This is a genomic window from Microbulbifer sp. ABM4_008 (assembly GCF_056311705.1).
Genome location: NZ_CM149970.1, coordinates 4,243,690 through 4,266,258, shown reverse-complemented (window position 1 = coordinate 4,266,258; position 22,569 = coordinate 4,243,690). Strand labels below are relative to the sequence as shown.

General features: G+C 50.7%; 16 protein-coding genes. 1 reads left to right on the top strand and 15 read right to left on the bottom strand.

Annotated features, from left to right (window positions below):
- Nucleotides 1-67: 67 nt before the first annotated feature.
- From ACYX4J_RS18520 to ACYX4J_RS18470, 11 genes are all read right to left on the bottom strand, one after another.
- Entirely contained in the window at nucleotides 68-1,366 is a 1,299-nt protein-coding gene (locus ACYX4J_RS18520) for a YHYH protein (RefSeq protein WP_476177280.1), read from the bottom strand.
- Nucleotides 1,367-1,649: 283 nt separating this feature from the next.
- Complete coding sequence (locus ACYX4J_RS18515) at nucleotides 1,650-2,192, bottom strand: hypothetical protein (protein ID WP_444895231.1); 543 nt, start codon at nucleotides 2,190-2,192, stop codon at nucleotides 1,650-1,652.
- 30 nt (nucleotides 2,193-2,222) lie between these two features.
- Entirely contained in the window at nucleotides 2,223-3,770 is a 1,548-nt protein-coding gene (locus tag ACYX4J_RS18510) for a YHYH protein (protein WP_444934851.1), read from the bottom strand.
- A 30-nt stretch (nucleotides 3,771-3,800) separates the two neighbouring features.
- A complete protein-coding gene (locus ACYX4J_RS18505; protein WP_444934852.1) occupies nucleotides 3,801-5,165 on the bottom strand; it encodes a YHYH protein in 1,365 nt (454 codons plus the stop codon).
- Nucleotides 5,166-5,606: 441 nt separating this feature from the next.
- Nucleotides 5,607-6,917 (bottom strand): YHYH protein, encoded by a 1,311-nt coding sequence (locus tag ACYX4J_RS18500; RefSeq protein ID WP_476177279.1) that lies wholly within the window; start codon nucleotides 6,915-6,917, stop codon nucleotides 5,607-5,609.
- Nucleotides 6,918-7,118: 201 nt separating this feature from the next.
- Nucleotides 7,119-8,501: an MATE family efflux transporter gene (locus ACYX4J_RS18495; protein ID WP_476177278.1), complete on the bottom strand. Its 1,383-nt coding sequence runs from the start codon at nucleotides 8,499-8,501 to the stop codon at nucleotides 7,119-7,121.
- A gap of 123 nt (nucleotides 8,502-8,624) precedes the next feature.
- Nucleotides 8,625-9,101, bottom strand: coding sequence for a ribosomal protein S18-alanine N-acetyltransferase (rimI, locus tag ACYX4J_RS18490; protein WP_476177277.1), 477 nt, complete (start codon nucleotides 9,099-9,101; stop codon nucleotides 8,625-8,627).
- Nucleotides 9,098-9,886: a uracil-DNA glycosylase family protein gene (locus ACYX4J_RS18485; protein ID WP_476177276.1), complete on the bottom strand. Its 789-nt coding sequence runs from the start codon at nucleotides 9,884-9,886 to the stop codon at nucleotides 9,098-9,100. The genes rimI and ACYX4J_RS18485 overlap by 4 nt, the downstream gene beginning before the upstream one ends.
- Nucleotides 9,887-11,422 carry a 2-isopropylmalate synthase gene (locus ACYX4J_RS18480; RefSeq protein WP_444906436.1) on the bottom strand — a complete coding sequence of 512 codons (1,536 nt, stop codon included), beginning with the start codon at nucleotides 11,420-11,422 and terminating at the stop codon, nucleotides 9,887-9,889. It lies immediately after the preceding gene.
- Between the two features lie 382 nt (nucleotides 11,423-11,804).
- Nucleotides 11,805-12,284 (bottom strand): MarR family winged helix-turn-helix transcriptional regulator, encoded by a 480-nt coding sequence (locus tag ACYX4J_RS18475; protein WP_444906435.1) that lies wholly within the window; start codon nucleotides 12,282-12,284, stop codon nucleotides 11,805-11,807.
- Nucleotides 12,284-12,763 (bottom strand): glutathione peroxidase, encoded by a 480-nt coding sequence (locus tag ACYX4J_RS18470; RefSeq protein WP_282934317.1) that lies wholly within the window; start codon nucleotides 12,761-12,763, stop codon nucleotides 12,284-12,286. The genes ACYX4J_RS18475 and ACYX4J_RS18470 overlap by 1 nt, the downstream gene beginning before the upstream one ends.
- A 171-nt stretch (nucleotides 12,764-12,934) precedes the next feature.
- On the opposite strand from ACYX4J_RS18470, the gene ACYX4J_RS18465 reads away from it, so the two are divergent.
- Nucleotides 12,935-14,866 carry a cytochrome c/FTR1 family iron permease gene (locus ACYX4J_RS18465; RefSeq protein WP_476177275.1) on the top strand — a complete coding sequence of 644 codons (1,932 nt, stop codon included), beginning with the start codon at nucleotides 12,935-12,937 and terminating at the stop codon, nucleotides 14,864-14,866.
- A 49-nt stretch (nucleotides 14,867-14,915) separates the two neighbouring features.
- Here ACYX4J_RS18465 and ACYX4J_RS18460 read toward each other — a convergent pair whose 3' ends face one another.
- From ACYX4J_RS18460 to ACYX4J_RS18445, 4 genes are all read right to left on the bottom strand, one after another.
- The gene (locus ACYX4J_RS18460) at nucleotides 14,916-16,739 is read right to left on the bottom strand and encodes an MFS transporter (RefSeq protein ID WP_444906433.1); all 1,824 of its coding nucleotides are present in this window, start codon (nucleotides 16,737-16,739) and stop codon (nucleotides 14,916-14,918) included.
- 174 nt (nucleotides 16,740-16,913) lie between these two features.
- A complete protein-coding gene (locus ACYX4J_RS18455; protein WP_476177274.1) occupies nucleotides 16,914-18,800 on the bottom strand; it encodes an MFS transporter in 1,887 nt (628 codons plus the stop codon).
- Between the two features lie 170 nt (nucleotides 18,801-18,970).
- The gene (locus tag ACYX4J_RS18450; RefSeq protein WP_476177273.1) at nucleotides 18,971-21,031 is read right to left on the bottom strand and encodes a M13 family metallopeptidase; all 2,061 of its coding nucleotides are present in this window, start codon (nucleotides 21,029-21,031) and stop codon (nucleotides 18,971-18,973) included.
- A 150-nt stretch (nucleotides 21,032-21,181) separates the two neighbouring features.
- Complete coding sequence (locus ACYX4J_RS18445; RefSeq protein WP_476177272.1) at nucleotides 21,182-22,408, bottom strand: TonB family protein; 1,227 nt, start codon at nucleotides 22,406-22,408, stop codon at nucleotides 21,182-21,184.
- Nucleotides 22,409-22,569 lie beyond the last annotated feature (161 nt).

The window sequence follows — 22,569 nt, the reverse complement described above, 5'->3', positions numbered from 1 at the left end:
CGACTCCAGGGAGATTTCCGGCGTATTAGGAAAGTGGCTTGGCCTTCAATGTTAGTGCACCGCTGAACTACTGTGTTGAGCACTCATTGACAATAGTTTGATCATCTAGCTTGCCGTAAAAGCGGGGGCCAAAAGTATATGGGAAGGCGGGGACAAGCTCACCATCATCATCGACAGTGACAGTCAGATGGTAATGGTATCCCCTTTCGTCATCTGAGTGACCGTTATGCTGGTCCAAATATACTCCGCCTTCATTAGTCAGGTCTTCGTCCCAGTAATAGTCCTCGTAGAAAAAGCCCGCCGCTGTAGTGAACTCATTGCCTGACAGGGAGGTATAAGAGCCACTTGTCGTGGGGCCGGTATTCGATGTTGTTTCGACTCCTTGGGAGAGGTCGTATTCATCCACCAAGAGACAGCTTCTCTCGCCTGCTACGCCGCAACCGCTCTCGGAGCTGGGGTCGTCATAATCTCGTACAGCCCAGCTGCTTTCTGCGAGTTCTCCTTCACTCTGCCAGGGGCCATAGATTGCGTAGCCATCGGCGGTATAGCCGTAGATAGGGGAGTGGTCGTCACCTATATCGCCAACAAGATCGGCTAGGCAATCGCTATAAAAGTGATGGTGGTAATCTCCGTTTGCGGCGTGTCCACCACAGATATCCACATCGTAGACCTCAGCAACCGGTGCCAGGGTTTGCCAGGTGCCATCCACTGATTGACCATCACCCCAATCATAAATAGAGACGCCATTTACCCAGTAGCCCTGTACGCCGAGCCCCGTTGCGCACTCCTCCGTTGCGGGCTCGGGTTCGACAGGGATGTATCCGACATGAGAGACATTCCCTGGGCAAACGAGCCCTGGTGGCCAAAATCCATAGCCGGCATCTACATCACAGGTGCCAATACCCGTATAGCCAATATCTTGCCCAAAGCTGACAATATCTCCAACGCTGACAGTGGGGCTGCCGGTTTCGAAATCAGAGGAGGCTAATGGACGTTCAAGTAGTTCGTCTAGAATACTTTGAGTAATTTCAATCTCGTAGTCGGGAACACCGGTTGCTGAGACAACGGTGTATTCCCGGCCATCTACGGTTTCTGATGCTACGCTCTGGACGTTGACCAGAACCTGCTCATTGCTGTTACTTTCATAAATGTAAGGCGCGCGTTCGTCATCAGTATTCATAATCCAGACACCAGAATCAGTGCTGGAATCTGACTCTTCAGAGGAGGTCTCAGAAGAGTCATCGCCATCCTCATCTGAGGAAGAGCCACTATCGCATCCCTGAAGAACTCCGAGAGATATTATCAACGCTAGTGTATAAGAGAGTGTAGGCTGGCCATTCCGGTCAAAAATTTTAATTATTTTCATATCACACCGTGGCATATGGAGGAGTTGCTCCCCGAACCTAGCGCACAAAAGTGAATGAAATGTGGATGGCCTGCTAGCTACATTTTATATCCTCTTTATCGCCTTAATTTTTTTCAGATTTGTGCACTGCGTTCAAAAGCGATACTCCGTGAGTCAGGCAAAAATATCTTATTGCTTTATTGTAAATAGCCTAAGTAGCCTTTAATTAGTGGGCCGGCTATTAATTAAATATTTTTTTGGGTATTAGCTCCAATTCTTTCTTTGAAAAATTCCAGGTCTTAATCTAATTATCAGGTCGGCTGACTTTGGCTATTTGTTTGTTGCCCCCGATAGGTGATGTTGAAAAGCGGTGTAATACAAGCTCTTTCTTATCGAGGTGCACAAATAAGGTTGCCAGTATTCGCTTTCCACCGCGGCTCCAGGTGCTGTGGTCGTGTGCATTGAGAGTTACGGTGACTTGGTTAAAACCGGGTTTTAGTAATTTTCCGGGAATATGTAAATCCGAGCCGTAAAGACGTTGGATTTTTTCCCCATTGATGTAAAGGTGGGCGTGCCCCTCCAGAAACTGCTCAGAATCGTCATTGGCAAAGCGAGGGGATTCCAGCTCAAACCGATCGTAGTCAATATGTAGATTATAGCCGGACATATCGTCGCGGCTCATGTCCAGTTCGATTCTGGGAGCGGCAACATGCAGAGGTATCTCTATCACCGGATGCTGATCGCCATTGTGGCCCGCGTGAGGATTTGGCTGTGCCGCATACGCGGTCATAGAGGCTGAAACAATCCAGGCCAAAGACCCAGCGATAAAGAACCTGTGCATTTTCATTTAACTCTTACTCCCAAGCTTGAATATGAGTTAGCGGCCAACGGTGGTTGAGCAGCGATTGACGATAGTTTGGTCATCCAGCTTGCCGGCAAAGCGCGGGCCGAAGGTAAATGGGAAAGCTGGAATTAGTTGGCCATTGTTATCCTGCGTCACTGTCAGGTGGTAGTGATAACCTCTTTCACTGTCAGTGTGTCCATTGTATTGATCCAAGTATTCGCCACCTCGCGCTGTCAGGCTTTCATCCCAGTAATAATCCTCGTAGAAAAAACCTGCCGGAGTTTCAAATTCGTTTCCAGATTGAGAGGTGTAGCTACCGCTGGTAGTGGGGCCGGTGTTATTTGTATTGGATACGCCGCGATCAATATCATATTCATCGACTAGCAGACAGCTGCGTTGCCCGGCAACGCCACAGCCGGTGTCTGAACGGGGATCGTCGTAATCTCGTATTGCCCAGCTGCTTTTAGCTAGCACACCTGTGCTTTCCCATGGACCGTAAATTGCGTAGCCATCGGCGGTATAACCGTAGATAGGGGAGTGGCCATCGGCGGTGTCCCCGGCAATTTCAGCCAGGCAATTACTGTAAAAGTGATGGTGGTAATCGCCGTTAGCTGCATGGCCGCCACAGATATCTACGTCATAGACTTCTGCCATGGGAGCCAGGGTATGCCAAGTGTTATTTACTGACTGCCCGTCACTCCACTGGTAAATTGAGGTTCCATTTACCCAGTAACCCTGTACACCGAGCCCAGTTTCACAGCTGTCAGTGGATGCCTCAGGCTCAGCAGGAATATAGCCTACATGGTCGACGTTTTCGGGGCACACGGGACCTGGGGGCCAGAAGCCATAACCGGCTTCTGAGCCGCAGCTGGAATTACTGCGATAGCCGATATCCTGGCCGAAGCTAACAATCTCACCAGTTTGTACCAAGGGGTAGCCATTGACGAAGTCTGTAGAGGCTTTTGGACGGCTGATGAGTGCGTCTAGTATTTCCTGGGTTATTTCAATCTGGTAGTCCGGGATACCGGTAGCAGATACGCGGGTATATTCTTTTCCGGCAACGGTTACAGATTCAACACTTTGCACATTAACCAGAACCTGCTGATTACTGTTACTTTCGTAAATATAGGGGGCGCGTTCGTTAGTTGAATTGATAATCCAGGTAGTACCGGAGCTCTCTGTTACCGAGCTTTCCTCGTTACCTGAAATGGTCGAATTATCTGAGGAGCCGGAATTCTCTTCGTTAACGTCCGAAGAAGTGTCCTCGTTATTATTCGATGTATTGCTTGTTTCGTCGGTAGTTGTTTCTGTTGGATTATCTATCGTAGTATCTGTTGGACTTTCCTCTTCAACTGTATTGCTGCTTGAGTCGGTGGAGGAATCTGCAGTGTTATTTCTAGTGTTTTCTGAATTTATCGAGTTGTTGTTTTGCCAGTTTCTTCCATTGCTATTGCGAACAGGTACTTCCCTAACCGAACGTTGATCGTTGTTATGCCCAGAGTTGGGATTAGGTTGAGCCACAACACTGGCTGCAGTTAGCCAGGCTAATGAGCCGGCAAGAAAGTACCCGTTAATTTTCACGAGAAGGTTACCTCAATTTATCTTTATTGGTTACCGCCCCACGGTTGTTGAGCATCGGCTGACAACAGTTTGGTCATCCAATTTTCCGTAAAAGCGCGGTCCAAAAGTGAAGGGAAAGGCGGGGATTAATTGTCCATCGCTATCGACAGTGACGGTAAGATGATAATGGTATCCTCGCTCATCATCCGAATGGCCATTGTACTGATCTAAATAGACTCCACCTTGAGCTGTAAGTTCTTCGTCCCAATAATAATCTTCGTAGAAAAAACCAGCAGCTGTTTCAAATTCATTTCCGGAGGCGGAGGTATATGAATCACTTGTAGTTGGGCCAGTATTAGAAGTAGTTTCCACGCCTTGGGAAATATCATATTCATCGATTAATAAGCAGCTGCGCTCGCCGGCGACACCACAGCCACTTTCGGATGAGGCATCATCGTAATCTCGAACAGCCCAACTACTTTCCGCTAATTCACCCTCACTTTCCCAAGGGCCATAAATTGCATAGCCGTCGGCCGTGTAGCCATAGATTGGAGAGTGGTCGTCACCAATATCGCCGACCATCTCTGCGAGGCATTCACTGTAAAAATGGTGGTGATAATCACCGTTTGCCGCGTGACCACCGCAAATATCAACGTCGTAGACTTCAGCTAGGGGGGCGAGTGTATGCCATGTATTATCAACACTCATCCCGTCACTCCATTGATAAATAGAGGTTCCATTTACCCAGTAGCCCTGTACCCCTAAACCAGTTTCACAACTGTCAGTTGCAGGTTCAGGTTCAACGGGAAAATAGCCAACATGGGAAACATTTTCAGGACAGACAGGCCCCGGTGGCCAAAAGCCATAACCAGCTTCTGCACCACAGGACGAATTACTTTTATATCCAATGTCCTGCCCAAAACTGACAATATCGCCAACGCTGACATAGGGGCTGCCGGTTAAAAAGTCAGAGGATGCTTTTGGGCGTTCCAGGAGTGCATCGAGAACAGTTTGCGTAATTTCGATAGTGTAATTTGGAATGCCGGTTGCTGATACAACAGTGTATTCTTTACCGTCGACAGTTTCAGATTCAACGCTCTGAACATTGACCAGTACTTGTTCATTGCTGTTACTTTCATAGATATAGGGTGCGCGCTCATCATCAGTATTTAGAATCCAAACCCCGCTATCGGTGCTCGAGTCTGAGCTGTCACTATCATCTGATGAATCGTCATCGTCATTATCGTCACCGGAATCTGAGCCGCTGTCGCTAGTATCTTCAGATGACGAATCTGAATCAGATGAAGAGCTGCCGCCTCCACCGCATGCCTGGAGTACGCCTGAAAGCAATATCAGAGATATTACATAAGGCAAAATGGACTTTCGATCCGTGTCAAAAATTTCCGTTAATTTCATAGCACACCGTGAATTAGATGGGGGTTAATCCAGAAATTAGCGGATAAAAGTGGATAAAATGTGGATAAATATTAACCTAATTTGCAAAGGGTTAAATTGGCTCTCTATTTCTGCCTAGTTTGTGCGTAAGTTCAAAAGGATAGCTTTTCTTTTGGCATCAACAGTTAAAAAGTTATTTGCTGGAAAATTACTTATCTCGTTAATGACTTTCTTTGTATTTAATTTAAATAAAATATTATTCTTTCGATATTTTTTTGACTAAAAGGTCTAGTAGTTGGTTGGCTGTATCTAGTGAAGCCAGCTACTGAAAGCAGAGGCCTGGATTCTGAGACTGTATTTGGGAGAGTCGCCAGTCTGGAAGCTTTAACCGGTTCCAGGCTGGCGTGGGGCTTTATCAATGATTTATAGGTGATATAGGTAAGCTGTTTTCTGCTGGCCTAGCTACATGGGCGGTGGGCCAGGGGGAAAACCTCCGCCGACTTCATCGGAGCAAACATTCACAATTGTCTGGTCATTGAGTTTGCCGTAAAAGCGGGGCCCAAAGGTGTAGGGGAATGATGATGTCAGCTGCCCTTCATCATTCAGCTCTACCGTTAGGTGGTAGTGATAACCACGCTCGCTGTCACTGTGCCCATTGTATTGATCCAGATAAGCGCCCTCCTGATTGGTCAAATTGGAGTCCCAGTAATAGTCTTCGTAAAAAAAACCGCTGGTGGTTTGAAAAAGGTTGCCTGATAGGGACGTAAATGTATCGCTGGTACTGGGGCCGGATTGGGCAAGTGAACTTGTTCCTTGTGATAAATCGTATTCATCTACCAGTAAACAACTGCGCTCACCGGCAATCCCGCAGCCGCTGGTAGAGTCGGCATCGTCATAGTCTCTAGTGACCCAACTACTTATTGCAAGTACACCATCGGCCTCCCAAGGGCCATAAATGGGATAGCCATCAGCGGTAAACCCGTAGATGGGGGAGTGGCTATCTCCAGTGTCTCCAACCAAGTCGGCCAGGCAATCGCTGTAGAAGTGGTGGTGATAGTCTCCCCGAGCAGCGTGTCCACCGCAGATATCAACATCATACATCTCAGCGACAGGTGCCAGAGTATGCCAGGTACCATTCACGGACTGTCCATCGCTCCACTGGTAGATAGAGGTGCCGTTGACCCAATAGCCCTGCGGTCCGAGTCCACTTTCACAAGCTTCTTCTGAGACCTCTGGCTCAGTTGGAAAATAGCTGTTGTGGGAAACATTTTCTGGGCAGACAGGGCCCGGCGGCCAGAATCCAAAACCCGCTTCGGCGTAGCAAGTATGTGGATTGCTGCTAAAGCCGATATCCTGACCAAAACTCACGATATCGCCAATTTGTACCGTGGGGCTGCCGTAGACAAAGTCGGTGCTCGCCTTGGGGCGGTTGATTAGCTCGTCGTAGATAGCGGTGGTGATTTCAATTTCATAATCCGGGATGCCGGATGCTGTGACTTGAGTGTATTCCCTGCCGTCGACAGTGATGGTTTCAATGCTTTGCACATTGACCAGGACCTGCTCATTACTATTGCTTTCGTAGATGTAAGGCGCCCGTTCATCGTCGATATTTAGCACCCAGGGGCTGCTGTCATCGCCAGTATCGTCATCTGATGGGGGTGGATCTGAATCGTCATTGTCGCACCCTGTTAAAGGTGTACAAAACAGAAGTATTGTCAGTGCGTTGATTAATTGGGTGCGGGTTTGAAGGGGGGAAATCTCCTGAAGCATCATCGAATCACCATCCATGTTTCGCAGTAAGAAGAAGGCGGGCTATGCTGCTGTCTGCCGGGGTTTGGAGGAGTTTGAAGTTATCGGCAAAAATGGGAAGTAATGTGTACGCTGCCCGTTAAGGCACTGATTTCCTTTTGTTGTGTTTTTGGGGGTGGTGGATAGATGTGGGCCGAATCAGGAGTGGTTCGGCCCACAGACCGATCAGTTGGTTGACAGCTCGGGGCTGGATGTTGTCTCTGCTGTGCGCTGGTGCGTATCGCGGCGCAGCCACCACCAGGAAACAAAGCCGAGAATCAGGTTGGATGCTGCTGTGGCGACAAACAGACCGGTCATGCCCCACAGGCTGTTTCCAATCCAGGCCAGGGGTAGGTAGAGGCCCAGTACCCGCAGGAAAGAAATAACAGTTGCAGGCAGCGGTTTTCCGAGTCCATTGAATGCGGCATTGGCAGACATCACAAAGCCGTAGCCGGCATAGCTGAGAGGCACCAGGGTCAGGTAGGCAACAGCGACAGCGAGAACCTCGGTGGAATCACTGAACAGACTTACGATAGGTTCTGCAACAAAGTAGAGAAGCACCGCCAGTCCCGCTCCAAATACCAGGCAGAACCTTGCCAGTACGCTCACGGTTTCCCGCAGGCGATCGGTTTTTTCCGCCCCGGCATTCTGTCCCATAAAGGGGCCGACCACAGAGGAAAGTGCGTAAAACACAATGAGTGCCAGGGGTTCTACCCGGAGTGCGACTCCCAGGCCCGCGACGGCATCCTCGCCGTGCACGGCAACGAGTGCAACGACAACACCTCCCGATACGGGAATAATGACATTGGTGAGTACAGCGGGAAGCCCGACAGCTAACACTTTGCGCCAGGATTCGAGTAGGCCGCTCAGCCGCCATTGTGGGGCTGTCATTAGGTGTTCTTTTTTGATGACGAAGTAGAGTGCAGCAATAAAACTCAGGGCGCGCACGATAATTGTAGCGATAGCTGCTCCCTGGAGCTCAAGTCGGGGAAAGCCGAAAAGCCCAAAAATCAAAATGGGGTCGAGAATCAGGTTCAGTAGGGCTACCGCCACCATAATACGGCCGGTTACCGCGCTGTTACCAATGGCGCGAAGAGCAGCGAGCGCGACGGTCGGGACAATGACAAAGATGGTTCCCAGATACCAGGGGATCATGTAATCGGCAATAAGCGGAAGCATATCGGGGCCGGCGCCCAGCAGCTCAAATAGAGGGCGCATGGTGGCCAGGCCGGCTGCAGTAATCACAATAGCAATCAGCAGTGCCAGTACAGATGCGTCAGTTACCAGGCGGCGAACGTTCTTTATATCTCCAGCGCCGTAAACCCGGGCCACAGCCGAAGAAGTACCTGCGCCGAGGCCGATAGCAAAGCTGTTTATGGCCATCACTACCGGGAAGGTGAAACTCATCGCCGCCAGGGGGCCATCGCCCAGCTGGGAGACAAAATAGGTATCGGCGATATTAAAGGACATGGCGGCGAGAATTCCCCAGACCATGGGGAGTGCCAGTCTCTGTAAGTGACTGGAAACTGAGCCTTCCAGCAGTGATGGGCTGCTTTTTGATAGAGACATGTATAACTCTTGTCAATCCAACGAGGGGGTTGGGAAGTCGGGAATAGTGTTACAGAGCAGGAGTGGCTGCCTGCCGTTCAAGGCCTTGTCGGTAAGGCGGGAATTCCGAATGAGAGGCTCATTCTACGACTGAGTGTCATTCAGAGCGAGACTCATGAGTACAGCGTCCTCGCGCATACCGTTTTGCGCGGGGTAATAATTTTTGCGTATCCCGTCTTCAGAGAAACCCAGTTTGCGATAGAGGGAGCGCGCAGCGAGATTGGATACCCGCACCTCGAGCAAAACTCGCTCAATTTCGCTGGGCAATTCCGTTTTCACGCTGTTTAGTAGTGCCTCGGCGAGGCCCTGTCGGCGTCGCGCTGGGGATACGGCAATGTCCAGGATTTCTGCCTGGTCAAACAGGCTACTGATCACGCAACAGGCGATAATGTCATCGCCTTGGATCAGGACCCAGCAGTGGTGGCCGGCGCTGAGACTCTGCTGGTATTGGGCTTCACTCCACGGATGACTGTGGGCACTTTTTGCCAACTGGGCCAGAGATGCACAGTCGTCGGCAATGGCGGGGCGCAACTGTAGCTCAGTGTAATTTAAATAGGTCATTCTGCGCGGGTTTCAGTCGGATAACTAGTGCGCAACAGATTCCACAGGGGGCGTTTTAGTTCGGGGGCTCGGAGCAGTTGCGAGAGGCTGGGCGTACTAATTAAGCGGGCCTTCTGCCATTCGACAACCTGGCTCTCCAAAGGGATTGGAGTGCAAAAATCTTGAGCCTCACTACCCATCAGCCAGATAGATTTAACCGGCATGCGGGAATAAGAGGCCTCTAACCAGCTGGAGAATGTATCGCGAGCCTGTGAGGCGTCTTCGGCTGGACCAAAGCGATTTTCTGTTAAAGGCCATTGCAGGCGCTCCTGTTGCCGGGGGAGCTGGTGCCAGTGCAAGGCGCGGAGAATATTGTTGAACAGGGCTTCCAGGGGGAGAGCTGCACCGGGCTCGTGGCTGTCCACGGCCAGGAGTTCCTCCCCAATACGCCAGCAGTTCAAAACAAAAGGTTTAACACTTTGCTGGGGGGGGGCAACAGGAGCCGGTGTCACTGCCACCGTCTCTTGTGGGCGTTTTGTCTGGTCGGTGAGAGCGCTTATTTCATCTAGCACACGGGCGTTGCGCTCCGGATTCTGCACCGGCTGGGTAATTATCTGATCTGCTGAGTGGGGCAGTGGGTTTTGAGCTATTCCACTTGCAACCGGAGGCTGCTGAATCCCAGCAGCCTCTTCGGCGGGAGGCAGTTCGGCCTGGCGAGGATCGGGTGCGAGCGGCAATACGAATCGGGGTACATAGCTTGGAACCCCAAGTACTGATAAATATTCCGCTCGCTGAAGCTCGTTCACTTATACGCCCTGTTTCTTACTCTCACTGCTGGCGAGCAAGTTTAACGCATCCATGTAGGCTTGTGCTGAGGCAATCAGGATATCTGTATCTGCGCCAACGCCGTTGACCAGGCGGCCGTCTTTTTCCAGGCGCACTGTGACGGACCCTTGGGAGTCTGTTCCTTGGGTGACCGCATTGACAGAATAAAGTTTTAAGTCGGCGCCGCTGTTTACCAGCTGTTCAATAGCTTTGAAGGTGGCATCTACGGGGCCGCCACCGCTGGCTTCAGTCTGCCGGAGTTCTCCGTCAATGGTGAGGCTGACAAAGGCCTGGGGGGCTGAGCCGATTTTGGTGCGCACATCCAGGTCGCTCAGTTGGAATCGCTCCACCGGTGACTCACCTCCGCTCACCAGAGAGTGCAGATCTTCGTCAAAGATCTCATGTTTCTTGTCGGCTAGGTCTTTAAAGCGGGCAAATACCTGCTGGAATTCTTCGGTATCGGCGAAATCTACCCCCAGCTCTTCATAGCGGGCGCGGACGGCAGCCCGGCCGGAGTGTTTACCGAGAACCAGACGGTTTTGACCCCAGCCTACATCTTCAGCGCGCATGATTTCGTAGGTCTCGCGGTGCTTCAGAACACCGTCCTGGTGAATACCGGACTCATGGGCAAATGCATTAGCGCCGACAATGGCCTTGTTGGGCTGTACCGGGAAGCCGGTAATCGACGACACCATTCTCGAAGTGGGCACGATGTGGCTGGTATCCAGCCCTGTTTCTACCGGGTAGAGATCCTGGCGGGTTTGTACTGCCATAACGATTTCTTCCAGGGAGGCATTACCGGCGCGCTCTCCCAAGCCATTGATGGTGCATTCCACTTGGCGCACACCGTTCATCACGGCCGACAGGGAGTTGGCAACGGCGAGGCCCAGGTCGTTGTGACAGTGGGTCGAAAAGATAGCTTTGTCAGAGTTGGGGACGTTCTCGATAACGCGGCGGAACATAGCCCCATATTCTTCCGGCTCTCCGTAACCAACGGTGTCGGGAATATTGATAGTGCCGGCCCCTGCCGCGATAACCGCTTCGATGATGCGATACATAAATTCCGGCTCGGAGCGGCTGCCATCCTCGAGGGAGAATTCCACATCGTCGGTAAAGTTGCGCGCTGTTTGAACCGCTTTCACTGCCTGCTGCAACACCGCTTCCGGCTCCATTTGCAGCTTGTATTTCATATGGATTGGAGAAGTGGCAATAAATGTGTGGATACGCGAGGCGTTGGCATTCTTCAGGGCTTCGCCAGCGCGCACGATATCGGCATTGACCGCTCGGGCAAGGCTGCAAACCCGTGATTCGGTAACGGCTTCAGCGACGGCCTTGACCGACTCGAAGTCCCCGGGACTGGCAATCGCGAATCCAGCCTCAATGACATCGACACGCATTCTCTCAAGCATGCGGGCGATGCGAATTTTTTCCTCTCTCGTCATAGAGGCGCCAGGACTCTGCTCGCCATCGCGCAGAGTGGTATCAAAAATGACTAACTTATCTTTTTTAGTGCTCATTTTCGTTTGTTCTCCTTATTTGCTTTGAGGCTAAACAGGGGGCCTTGCCGCTGTCTATGCATCGCTCAAATAAAGTTTGGAATTCTGTTGGGGGTGGGGGGGAGAAAAATTATATGCCGCGCAGGGGCAGTCGTAGCGAGAAAGCTAGGGCAAGAAAAGACTGGCGCTGAGTTATAAATGGAGTCTTCATATACAACAGTTTCCGCATTAGGTCGGATTCAGGGCATTATGAAGCGGAATCAACCGAAAGGTCAATGTATATCCTAATATTGGCGTATTATTTTCTGTTTTTGTTATTATGTTTTCGGTCTGGGCTGTTTTTTAGTGTTTATATCCTGTTTTTGAAGGGCTGCCCCACTGAGGGTTTCAATGGGGTCTGCTATTAAGGGGTGGTATCGGTCAATTTATGCAGAAACTGCCACAAGTCTCCGTGTAGTTGCTCTACCTCGCTGCGGCTGATACGGCTGTTGTCCAGCTGTGCTGTCACCCACTCTCTGGCTCTTGGTTTAAGGGCAAGGCTTTCCTCTGTCACAGTGATCAGGGTTATCCGTTCATCCTGATTGCTGCGGCGACGCTTGACCAGGCCGTTTTGCTCCATCCGCTTAAGCAGCGGGGTCAAGGTGCCGGAATCCAGCATCAGCCTCTGCCCCAGTGCACTGACGCTCTGCTCTTCTTCCGATGGCGCCTTGGTGTTGGCCCACTCCCACAGAACCATTAAAACCAGATATTGCGGATAGGTGATCCCCAATTCCTTTAGCATCGGCTGGTAGGCGCGGGTCATGGCTCGGGATGCGGCGTAGAGGGCAAAACATAGCTGGCGGTTCAGTGCCAGCTCGCCGGAATCGTCATCACAGACAATCATCAGAGCATACGCTCGATTTCTGTCTCCAGGGATGCCGGTGCATCCTTTGGCGCGTAGCGTTTAACATTTTCGCCATTCTTACCGATCAAGAACTTAGTGAAATTCCACTTAATGCCCTCGGTTCCCAATAGCCCCGGCGCACGTTTCTTGAGCTCCACAAACAGCGGGTGAGCTTCATCGCCATTGACGTCCAGCTTGGCGTAGACGGGGAAGCTGACTCCAAAGTTCAGTTCACAAAACTCCTGAATTTCCTCATCGCTACCGGGTTCCTGCTTGCCAAATTGATTGCAGGGAAAGCCCAGGACGGTAAATCCACGGTCTTTGTATTTTTTATATAAATCCTCCAGGCCCGCGTATTGCTTGGTGAAGCCACACTTACTGGCCGTGTTAACAACTAGCACCACCTTGTCTTTGTAATCGGCCAGAGTGGTCTTTTGCCCATCAGCGGTTTGCACAGGAATTGAGTAGAGATCGGTCATTGGGAGAGCCTCGAAGGTTTGTATTTTGCTAAATTTAGTTGTGCACAACCTTTTTTGCAACTGCTTTATTTGGGAGTAGCCCTTTTGCAGGCTTTATTGTGAGAATGATTACCAATTATATTATGCGCCAGATTGATAAAACCCTTTTGCAATAACAGTAAAGGATTCTCCATGCGCCTCACCTTACACTTGGCCCGCCTGCTAGTGGCGCTACTGGCCATTACGGTTCTACCCGTCCAAGCCCAGGCCTCCGGTCTTTCAGAGCAGGAATTGCGCCAGCTGATGCAGATGGCAGAGTACATCGGTGTAGATTACCCGGAAGCGGTGGCAGACGGGGAGATCATTAGTGACGATGAGTTTGCAGAGATGCAGGAGTTCGCCTCGGTACTGATCGATCGCGGCGCACAACTGCAAGAGTCGCCTGAAGCGGCGATGATCCGCACCGAGGCGGATGCGTTGCAAGCGGCGATTCTCCGCAAGGCCAGTGTGCAGGAAGTGCAAGCGCATACCGCCAAGTTGCGTCAGGGGCTACTATCTATCGCCCCCGCGCTATCTTTGCCCACTGCATTGCTGAATGTGGATGAGAGTCGCGCTATCTACCAGGCGCAGTGTGTTACCTGCCATGGTATCGAGGGTAAAGGGGATGGCCCCTTAGCGGCACAGTTGGAGCCGGCGCCGACAAACTTCTACAAGTTGGAGCGCGCTGAAAATCGCTCCCTGCTGGGCCTTTACGATGCTATCAGTAACGGTATCGATGGCACTGCAATGACCGCCTTCAAAAACCTGAATGAGCAGCAGCGCTGGTCCCTGGCATTTTATGTTGGCGGCCTGGCTTTCCAAGGTGAAGCGGGGGAGGGCGAAGGCGTTGAGCCGAGCTTGCAGGATATCGTGATGTACAGCCCCAATGTGCTGCAGAGTGATCGCCCGGAACTGTCCGGCGCGGCAGTTGCTTCCCTGCGTGCCGACCCCACACCCTTCTTTACTGGTGAGGAGAGCCTCAGTAGCCAGCCGATTGAGATAGCCCGTGCGCAACTGGAAAAGTCCCTGGTGGCCTACCAGGAAGGTAACTACGATCACGCCCGCACCCTGGCTATTAGTGCCTACCTGGACGGTTTTGAGATGGCGGAGAGTTCTCTGGATTCCCTCGACGCCGATCTGCGTAAAGCCACTGAGCGGGAGCTGCTCGGGCTGCGCAGTCAGCTGAATGCCGATAGTAACCCCGAGCAAGTCGGGGCTCAGGTACAGGTAATTCTTGAGCAACTCGGGCGCGCCGAATCTTTAATGCAGGAGACAACTCTCTCTGCGGGTGCACTATTTATTGCCAGCTTGGTGATACTTCTGCGCGAAGGTCTCGAGGCGCTGCTGGTTGTGATTGCACTGACAACGATCCTGGTAAAATCCGGTCGTCGCGATGCGTTGAAATTTGTTCACTTCGGTTGGATCAGTGCCGCGGTCGCAGGTGTTGTTACTTGGGTTGCCGCACAGAGTTTGGTTTCCATCAGTGGCGCCAGCCGGGAAGTTATGGAAGGGGTTGCAGCGCTTTTGGCCGCAGTTGTGCTCTTCTACGTGGGTTTCTGGATGCACAGTAAGACCCAGGCGGATCAGTGGCAGCAATATATCCAGAACAGCATCAACCGCAGCCTTAGCGCTGGCGCCCTGTGGGGCATTGCCGGTCTCGCATTTGTCGCTGTGTACCGCGAAATTTTTGAAACCATCCTGTTCTACCAGGCCCTATTGGTGCAAACAGCTTCCAGTCAGTACAGCGCCCTATGGGGGGGGCTCGCTGCCGGTGCGATATTGCTGGTTGTGTTGGGCGTTGCCTTTGTGCGCTTCTCTGCTCGCTTGCCTATAGGCAAGTTCTTCTCCATGACGACCTATTTACTGTTGGCGTTGTCATTTGTTCTTGCGGGCAAGGCTGTCGCGGCGCTGCAAGAAGCGGCGTGGATTGCGATTTCCCCGCTGCCGGTAAATCTCAGCTTTGACTGGTTGGGTATCTACCCGACTTGGCAAGGTGTTGGTATTCAGGGGGCAATACTGGTTGTCGCTCTGTGGTTGCTACTGAAAGGCGGCCGCTCAGATTCCAGTTCCGCTAAAGCGGCCTAAATGGCTTTTGGGTACCCGCAACTCTGTGGGTACCCTATTCTGCCTCTCTTTATTCGGCACCCTTCAGGTTATCGGATAGCAGTTCTGGAGAAATTTCTGCAAGCGGTATTGGGCTGCCAACCCGTACTATTGTCTTTAGGTTTCGTTTATAGCTAAACGAACCTTGGATCGATAGAGGGATAAATGGCAATGATGCGCCTTGAAAACTCTCCTTGAGCAGCGTGACAAGCTCCGTAATTTCTTTCCTGCTGTTTTCCTCAATCAGGATGCACAGAAGATCCCTGTTTGCCTCTGCCTCATGAATCGCATTGTGCTTTCTCTTGAGCTCTGAAGCTTCGATTTCATAGTAGTTTTTGGGGAAATAGTCACTTTTGCGTAAAAGTGCGTGAAGCCTAGGGCTGTTAGTAATGGCGTCGCTGGGGATAAAGCGAACCTTGCGTTGCGTTGCCCCGCTAACAATAAATGGGGTTAGCAGGTTAGAGTAGCGGGCAACTAAAAGTGCTGAACCTTCGCTAGGGATTTGCTCAGTCCCCTCGTATTTCGTGCGCCTGGGCAGGATATAGGTAAGCCAAGAAAGGGTGTCAAATAACATTTCCGGCATTCGAAAAAGCAGGAGTACTAAAAGAGCGAAATTTAGTACGGCCAGCAGGGTAAATACCTGGGGAATTGTCATTCCCACAGGCCCGAGTAGCCCAATAATAGAAAAAGATATAATGACTACAAATACGGCATTAAGGACATTATTTACAGAGATAACCTGCGCGCGAATTTGCTCTGCTGTCCTTTCCTGAATAATGGTGTATAGCGGTACGATAAAAATACCGCCGGCAACGCCAATGAAAGTCGTGATAAATAAAATGGTCAGTCCACCATCACTCTGTAGGAATTGGCTAAGGGATGCGTTGGAGAGCATCTGATAGTTTCCCGATAGGATGCCCAACCAAAGTCCCGCCACCGTCATTCCCAGCCCGCCGGCTGCCACCAAGCCCAGTTCAATACGACCGCGAGATAAGCTTTCACACATTAGTGAGCCTGTAGCAACGCCAACAGTTAGGCAGCAGAGTAGTATCGTGATTATTGGTTCACTGGCGCCAAGCACATTTCTGACAAAACTGGGAACCTGGGTTAGGTATGCGGTGCTAAATAACCAGAACCAGGAGTTTGCAATAATTGCGTAAAAAACAGTGGGTGTTTTGATTACTTCCCGCATAATTTTCAGCGTTTGGCTGATAGGGTTCCAATCTATTTTTAAATTGGGGGCGGAGGATGGAGCGGGGGGGATTGCCCTACTTGCGAGATAGCCTAGTACGGCGACAGTGACCATCACCAAGCTTAGATATAAAAGCCCTGGTTTTCCCTGGCCCACATCACCGGCTAGGAGGGTGCCGACAATTGTTCCAACCAGTAATCCGAAAAAGGATGCAACCTGGGCTAAACCATTTCCTCCAAGTAATTCTGATTGCTTTAGGTGCTGAGGCAAGATGGCATATCGGACAGGGCTAAAGAAAGCTGTGTGGGTGGCAAAAAGTATTAATACGATAAAACTTAAAACTCGGTCATCAGTGAGTAGTGCAATGGCCCCGAGGATACTGATTAGTATTTCGGCGGCTTTAATAATTCTTATGACTCGACCCTTTTCATACTTGTCAGCCAATTGTCCAGCGGCGAGTGAAAATAGAAAATACGGTATGACATAGAGGCTACTGGCAAGGTTAATCAGTGTATTGGCTTCTGCTTTGGCCAAATGAAATGCCAGTATGACTAGCAGGGAGTTTTTAAACAGGCTGTCATTAAAAACACTGCCTAACAGTGAGAGAAACAGTGGCGTAAAGCGGCGACTGGCGAGGAGCTTGAACTGGTTGCTTTGAGACATGGTTAAGCCTTCGTCCCTGTGCCGCCCTTAGCAGCTATGTATTTATATTCCCGCTATCAGAATAGGTGATCGGAATGATTTAAGGAGGGGGCTGGTGTCGTGGGGCAGGAGAAGAATTTATGTGCCTACCAGTGAAGTAGGCACATATCCTTGTTGGTTAAGAAAAAGGGGAGGCTAACGCTTCTCTCCGCGCAAGCCCAGCACCTGGCGGTATAGAGCCTCTGCCTTGGCACCGGCTGCTTCGACAGGCCTGCCGGCAACGACGCTCACCCGCGACCAAAAACGCTTAGGCAATGTAGTGAAGGCATGACCGTCTTTGTGGCTGAAAAAGCTACCCCAGAGACCTTGGAGGGCCATAGGAATTACAGGGACGGGGGTTCTCTCCAGAATTTTTTCTATGCCGGCTTTAAATGGCTGTAGTTCTCCGTCTTTAGTTAACTGACCTTCGGGGAATATGCAGAGAAGATCTCCATCTTTTAGCCCGTCCTCAATGGCTTGAAAAGCCTGTTCATACCCTTCAGGGTCTTTCTGCTTGGAGCAAATTGGAATTGCCCTGCCTGTTTTGAAGACGAAGTGCAAAATTGGAATTTCATAAATGGGTTTGTACATAATAAAGCGGATAGGGCGGCGAACAGCGCCGGCGAGTAATAGTGCGTCGACATAACTCACATGATTACAAGCGATTAGGGCTGGTCCCTCTGTGGGTATCTGTTCAAGCCCTTGGTGCTTTACCCGGTACATGGTGTGGGATAGGGCCCAGATCAAAAAGCGCATAGCAAATTCTGGCACCTTGGCGAACACAAAAATGGCGACCGCCGCATTCATAAGGGCAATTACAAGAAAGAACTGCGGTATGGTCGCGTCCAGCATATTGAGGAACAGAATTCCAAGTAGAGCCGAAACCACCATGAAAAGGGCGTTCAAAATATTGTTTACGGAGATGATTTGTGCACGAATTGCCGGGTCGGATCGGTCCTGGATCATGGTGTACAGAGGAACGATGTAAAGCCCCCCAAACATCCCCAGCAGTACCAGACAACTGAGAAGAGAGTATGCACCATCGGTACTTAGAAATGCAGTAAAGCTGGCTTCATGGAGTTCTGCAAAGTTTCCCCCGACAATACCCAGGGCGATACCACTTATGGTCAGTCCAGTCGCGCCAACAGGCACCAGGCCAAGTTCAATAAATCCACTGGAGAGGCGCTCGCAGATCAAGGACCCAATGGCAATACCAATGGTAAAACTGCACAGTAGCAATGTAACCACTGATTCACTGCCACCTAGGACATTCTTGGTAAAACTGGGAATTTGTGTCAGATAGGCCGCCCCCATTAACCAAAACCAAGATATTCCAATAATGGAGTAGAAAATTGAGGGAGTATTCGCGCTGGCGCGGAGTATTTTATGGGTTTGAGTAATGGGGTTAGGGTTTATTTTGAGATTGGGTGTGGGGGCTGGCGCCGCGGGAATTGAGCGGCTGGCCAGATATCCCAGGGTAGCTGCACCCATAATTACCAGGCCTAAGTAGAGGACCCCTTGTTGCCCATGGCCTGTGAGGCCTGCGAGTAGGCTACCGACAATTGTTCCCGTTAAAATGGCCACAAATGTCCCCATTTCCACTAGAGCATTGCCCCCTATCAGTTCGGAACGCTTCAAGTGTTGAGGGATAATCGCGTACTTCACCGGGCCAAAAAAGGCGGACTGTATGCCTAGGAGAAAGAGCACAGTTAAACAGAGTGCGTTGCTTCCGCTAAAAAGGGCGAAAACTCCCAGTGCACCGATAGCGATCTCTCCTAGCTTAATCCAGCGTATTAACCTCCCCTTGTCGTATTTGTCTGCGATCTGACCGGCGGAGGCAGAAAATAAGAAAAAGGGAAGAATAAACAAACCAGCAGCCAGGTTAATTAGTGCGTTCGCTTCACTTTCCACCAAGCGAAAGGCGATCATGACAATTAGGGCATTTTTATAAACATTGTCATTGAAGGCGCCCAGGAACTGGGTGCAGAAGAACGGCAAAAAGCGGCGGCTAGTGAGAAGATGAAACTGAGACTGGTTAGCCATTGGCAACTCTCTTCTTATTTAAGTGGGCTAATGGTAAGTCATACTGCCGACGGGAGGTATCCCCTGTGATAGTGGGTACATTGGTACGATAGATTAGGGGTTGTTGGGAGAGAGGTAGAATTGGTCGGGGGGAAACCTGGCCGCGTGGGCGGCCAGGTGAGGGTACCGGTTTACCAGACAGTTACCCGTTCCTCTTCAGGCAGGTACATACCGTCGCCTTCCTTAATATCGAATGCTTCGTAGAAGGCATCGATATTTGGCAGTACGCCTTTCACACGATACTCAGCGGGAGAGTGGCTATCTACCTTCAAACGTCCACTGAGGGCTTTATCGCGCATCTTGCTGCGCCACACCTGAGCCCAGCCCATAAAGACCCTCTGATCGCCAGTAAAGCCGTCAATAACAGGTGCCTCTTCTCCATCTAGAGACATTTTATAAGCTTTATAGGCAATTCCCAGGCCTGACAAATCGCCGATATTCTCGCCCAGGGTCAGCTCGCCGTTGATGTGCTCACCCTCAAGCGGCTCGTAGGTGTTGTACTGGGACACGAGCTTGCTGGTCAGCTGCTCAAAATTGTCACGATCGGAGTCGGTCCACCAGTTGTTGAGATAGCCGCGCCCATCAAATTTACTGCCTTTATCATCGAACCCGTGTCCAATCTCGTGGCCGATTACACCGCCGATACCGCCGTAGTTGACTGCATCATCCGCATTCATATTAAAGAATGGTGGTTGCAGAATCGCTGCAGGGAATACGATTTCATTCATGGCTGGGTTGTAGTAAGCATTCACCGTCTGTGGGCTCATGCCCCACTCATCACGATCAATTGGCTTACCCAGCTTATTGCGATCGTAAGAGGACTCAAACAAGTTGGCTGCCAGAACGTTGCCAATCAGGTCATCGGATTTAACCGTCAAGTTACTATAGTCACGCCACTTGTCTGGGTAGCCGATTTTTGTGGAAAAATTGCTTAGCTTAAACAGAGCCTGCTTTTTGGTGTCTTCGCCCATCCACTCGAGGGATTCAATGGATTCCCGGTAAGCGGCTTTCAGGTTGTCGACAAGTACAATCATTCGCTCTTTGGCTTCCGGTGGGAAGTGCTTTTCTACGTAACGCTTACCGACCAGCTCGCCAACAGAACCATTAACGAATTCCACTCCGCGCTTCCAACGGGGCTCCATCTGCTCGATACCGTGAACGGTGGTGCCATAGAAGTCAAAGCGCAATTGTGCGATTTCGTCATGCATGTAGGGCGCCGCTGCATTGAGTACTTTGACCTTCAGATAGCGCTTCCAGGTTGCCAGTTCAGTATTGGCAATAATCTCATTGGCCGCTTCCAGGTACTCAGGCTGGCCGACAATAAAATTATCCGCTTTTTTCAATTGGGCTTTGGCCAGGTAGCTGTCCCAATCTACAACGGGCATTAGCTCTTTAAGTTCAGCAACAGTTTTCTTGTTGTAATACTTTTCCGGGTCCCGGTTATCAACGCGGCTGCGATGGTGTTTTCCCAAACTTTTCTCGAGTTTGAAGATTTTGTTGGCAAATTCGTCAGCCTCTTTAAGTCCCGCGAGGTCTTGCAGGTCAGTGAGGTAGGTTATATAGGCTTCGCGGAGCTTTTTACTCTTCTCAGTGTCTTCGAAGTAGTAGTCGCGATCAGGGAGTCCTAGGCCTGCCTGCCACAGGAAGGTCATGTAGTTTTCTACTTGTTTCAGGTCCTGCCAGATGCTGCCACCAAATGGTACATCGTAGCCGACGGTATCCGCATAGGCGAAGAAATCGGTAAGATCCTTGCGGCTCTTAATTGCATCAACTTTGGCGAGTTCGCCGGAAATAGCGGAGAGCCCTTTTTTCTCGATCAGCTTTTTATCCATAAAGCTGTTGTAGAGATCTCCGATTTGCTTGGCATCGGCGCTCTTAGCTCCTTGGCTGGCTTCCATAATCAGAGCTTTGACTTGCTCGGTACTTTGATCTCTCAGAATAGAGAAACCACCCCAGCGGGACTTGTCCGCAGGGATTTCAGTATTCTTCAGCCAAGTGCCGTTTACATAAGCAAAGAAGTCGTCTTGAGGCCGTACACTGGTATCCATGGCATTTAGGTCAATACCTGAGGAGAGCTTTACCTGATCAATGGTAGCTTTACTGTTAGTGTGGTCATGAGCGACTGCGAAGAGGGGAGCCTGGACTCCGATCAGGGTACCAGCGATAGCGAGTGGTAATAGTAATTTTTTCATCTTTGCTCTTTTGGCTGAATGTCCGTAGAGCATACTAAAAGCAGGGGGGAGCCTGGGCAAGGGGGCTGCGCCTAGCGGGGGATAGGGGGTGTTGAAGTGAGTTGAACTCTCCAAGCCCTGTTGAGCAGAGCTTGGAGTTTAGGTGTCTTATTAGTCTGGTAAGCGGAATGTGATAGGAATTGAAAAACTGTAGCTATCAGCACCTAACTGCATAGGTACACCAGGGTAAGGCTCCGCTCGGCGAACGGCAGCTTGGGCTTCTCGGTTGAGACTGGAGAAACGGGACTCCTGGATCGGCTGGATGTCTATCAACTGTCCCTGGGAGCCGATCGTCACATTTAAGCGAACACTACCTTCTTGGCCCCGCTCTTGGGCCCGTTTGGGATAGCGAATGTAGCGGAAGGTGTGACGCAGCAAGCTGGAGTGGTAGATCTGGCGTGCCAGAATCATATCAGCCGTCAGGGGAGCCTCTTCCTCCTCTTCCATCATATCTTCGGCATCTGCAGCCAGGAGCGGGCCATCCTCGGGGGGGACTGTAATAAGCTCAATCTCATCCTCAGCTTGTACTGGAACGGCCCCTTCCGGTTGGGGTCCCTGTTCACTGTCCCCTTGAATGCTATCGGCCTCAGTTACAACCGCTGCTGCGGGAGCGGGAGCGGGAGCGGTTGCGGCTAGTGCTAGAGTTGGAGGCGGAAGATCAGCAATTTCAATAGCCGGTTTAGGTTTAGTGGCTTCAGTTGGCGCCTCTTCGGCGGCAGTGGCCTCTTCCTGGCTTATTTGCTTGAGTTGTAATTCGGCAACTCTCTCGCTTGTTGGGGCCAGGGACTCGAATGTAGTTACCAGGCTACCTGACACTTGGCCGGCAGAAAGCAACCCATCTTTAAAGTCAGTAGAGGGAGGGACAGAACCAATCCAGGCTCGTAGCAAGGTATTGAAGAAGTCGGGGTCAGCAATCTCTCCAAGTCGAATACTGTTGAGGGAGATTGTTGTCGAGCCGGTATCGGCAGCGAACTCGATACTCAATTGATCACCGTGAGCAAAGCGCCCCTTAAACAGGTTGGCAAAGGTCACCATGTTTTCTGCCTGGCTGCTGAGCGTATCTCCGCGGTTGTTAATCGCAATGGCTTCCATCCATTGATTGCGGAGTCGCCGTGCCGGCAGGCTTTTGGTGATAACACGAACCTCCAAGCGCCGAGGAATATTGTTATCGAGTAGTGTGCTGGAATCCCGGGTTAGATTTTCCGAGTATATTGCAGCGATATAAATGTCTTTATTAAATTGTTTTTCTAGTGCAAGACCGTTTAAAAGTGGTGCAGCTTTCGCAGTGAGAGCAAATGTAAACACCCAAAAAGAGAGGACAATTTTTATCGATTTCATTGTTCTACGGTGTCTCAGTAGCAGGAGCAAAATGTTCCGCTAAGTAAGAATTCAGGGGCCCCAACCCCAATGCACACAAGTCAGATTAAAAAGTGCGCGCCCAAAGCTTGTGAGAGTACAATGTACTACTCACTACACCTAACTCTACTGTAACTGGAACG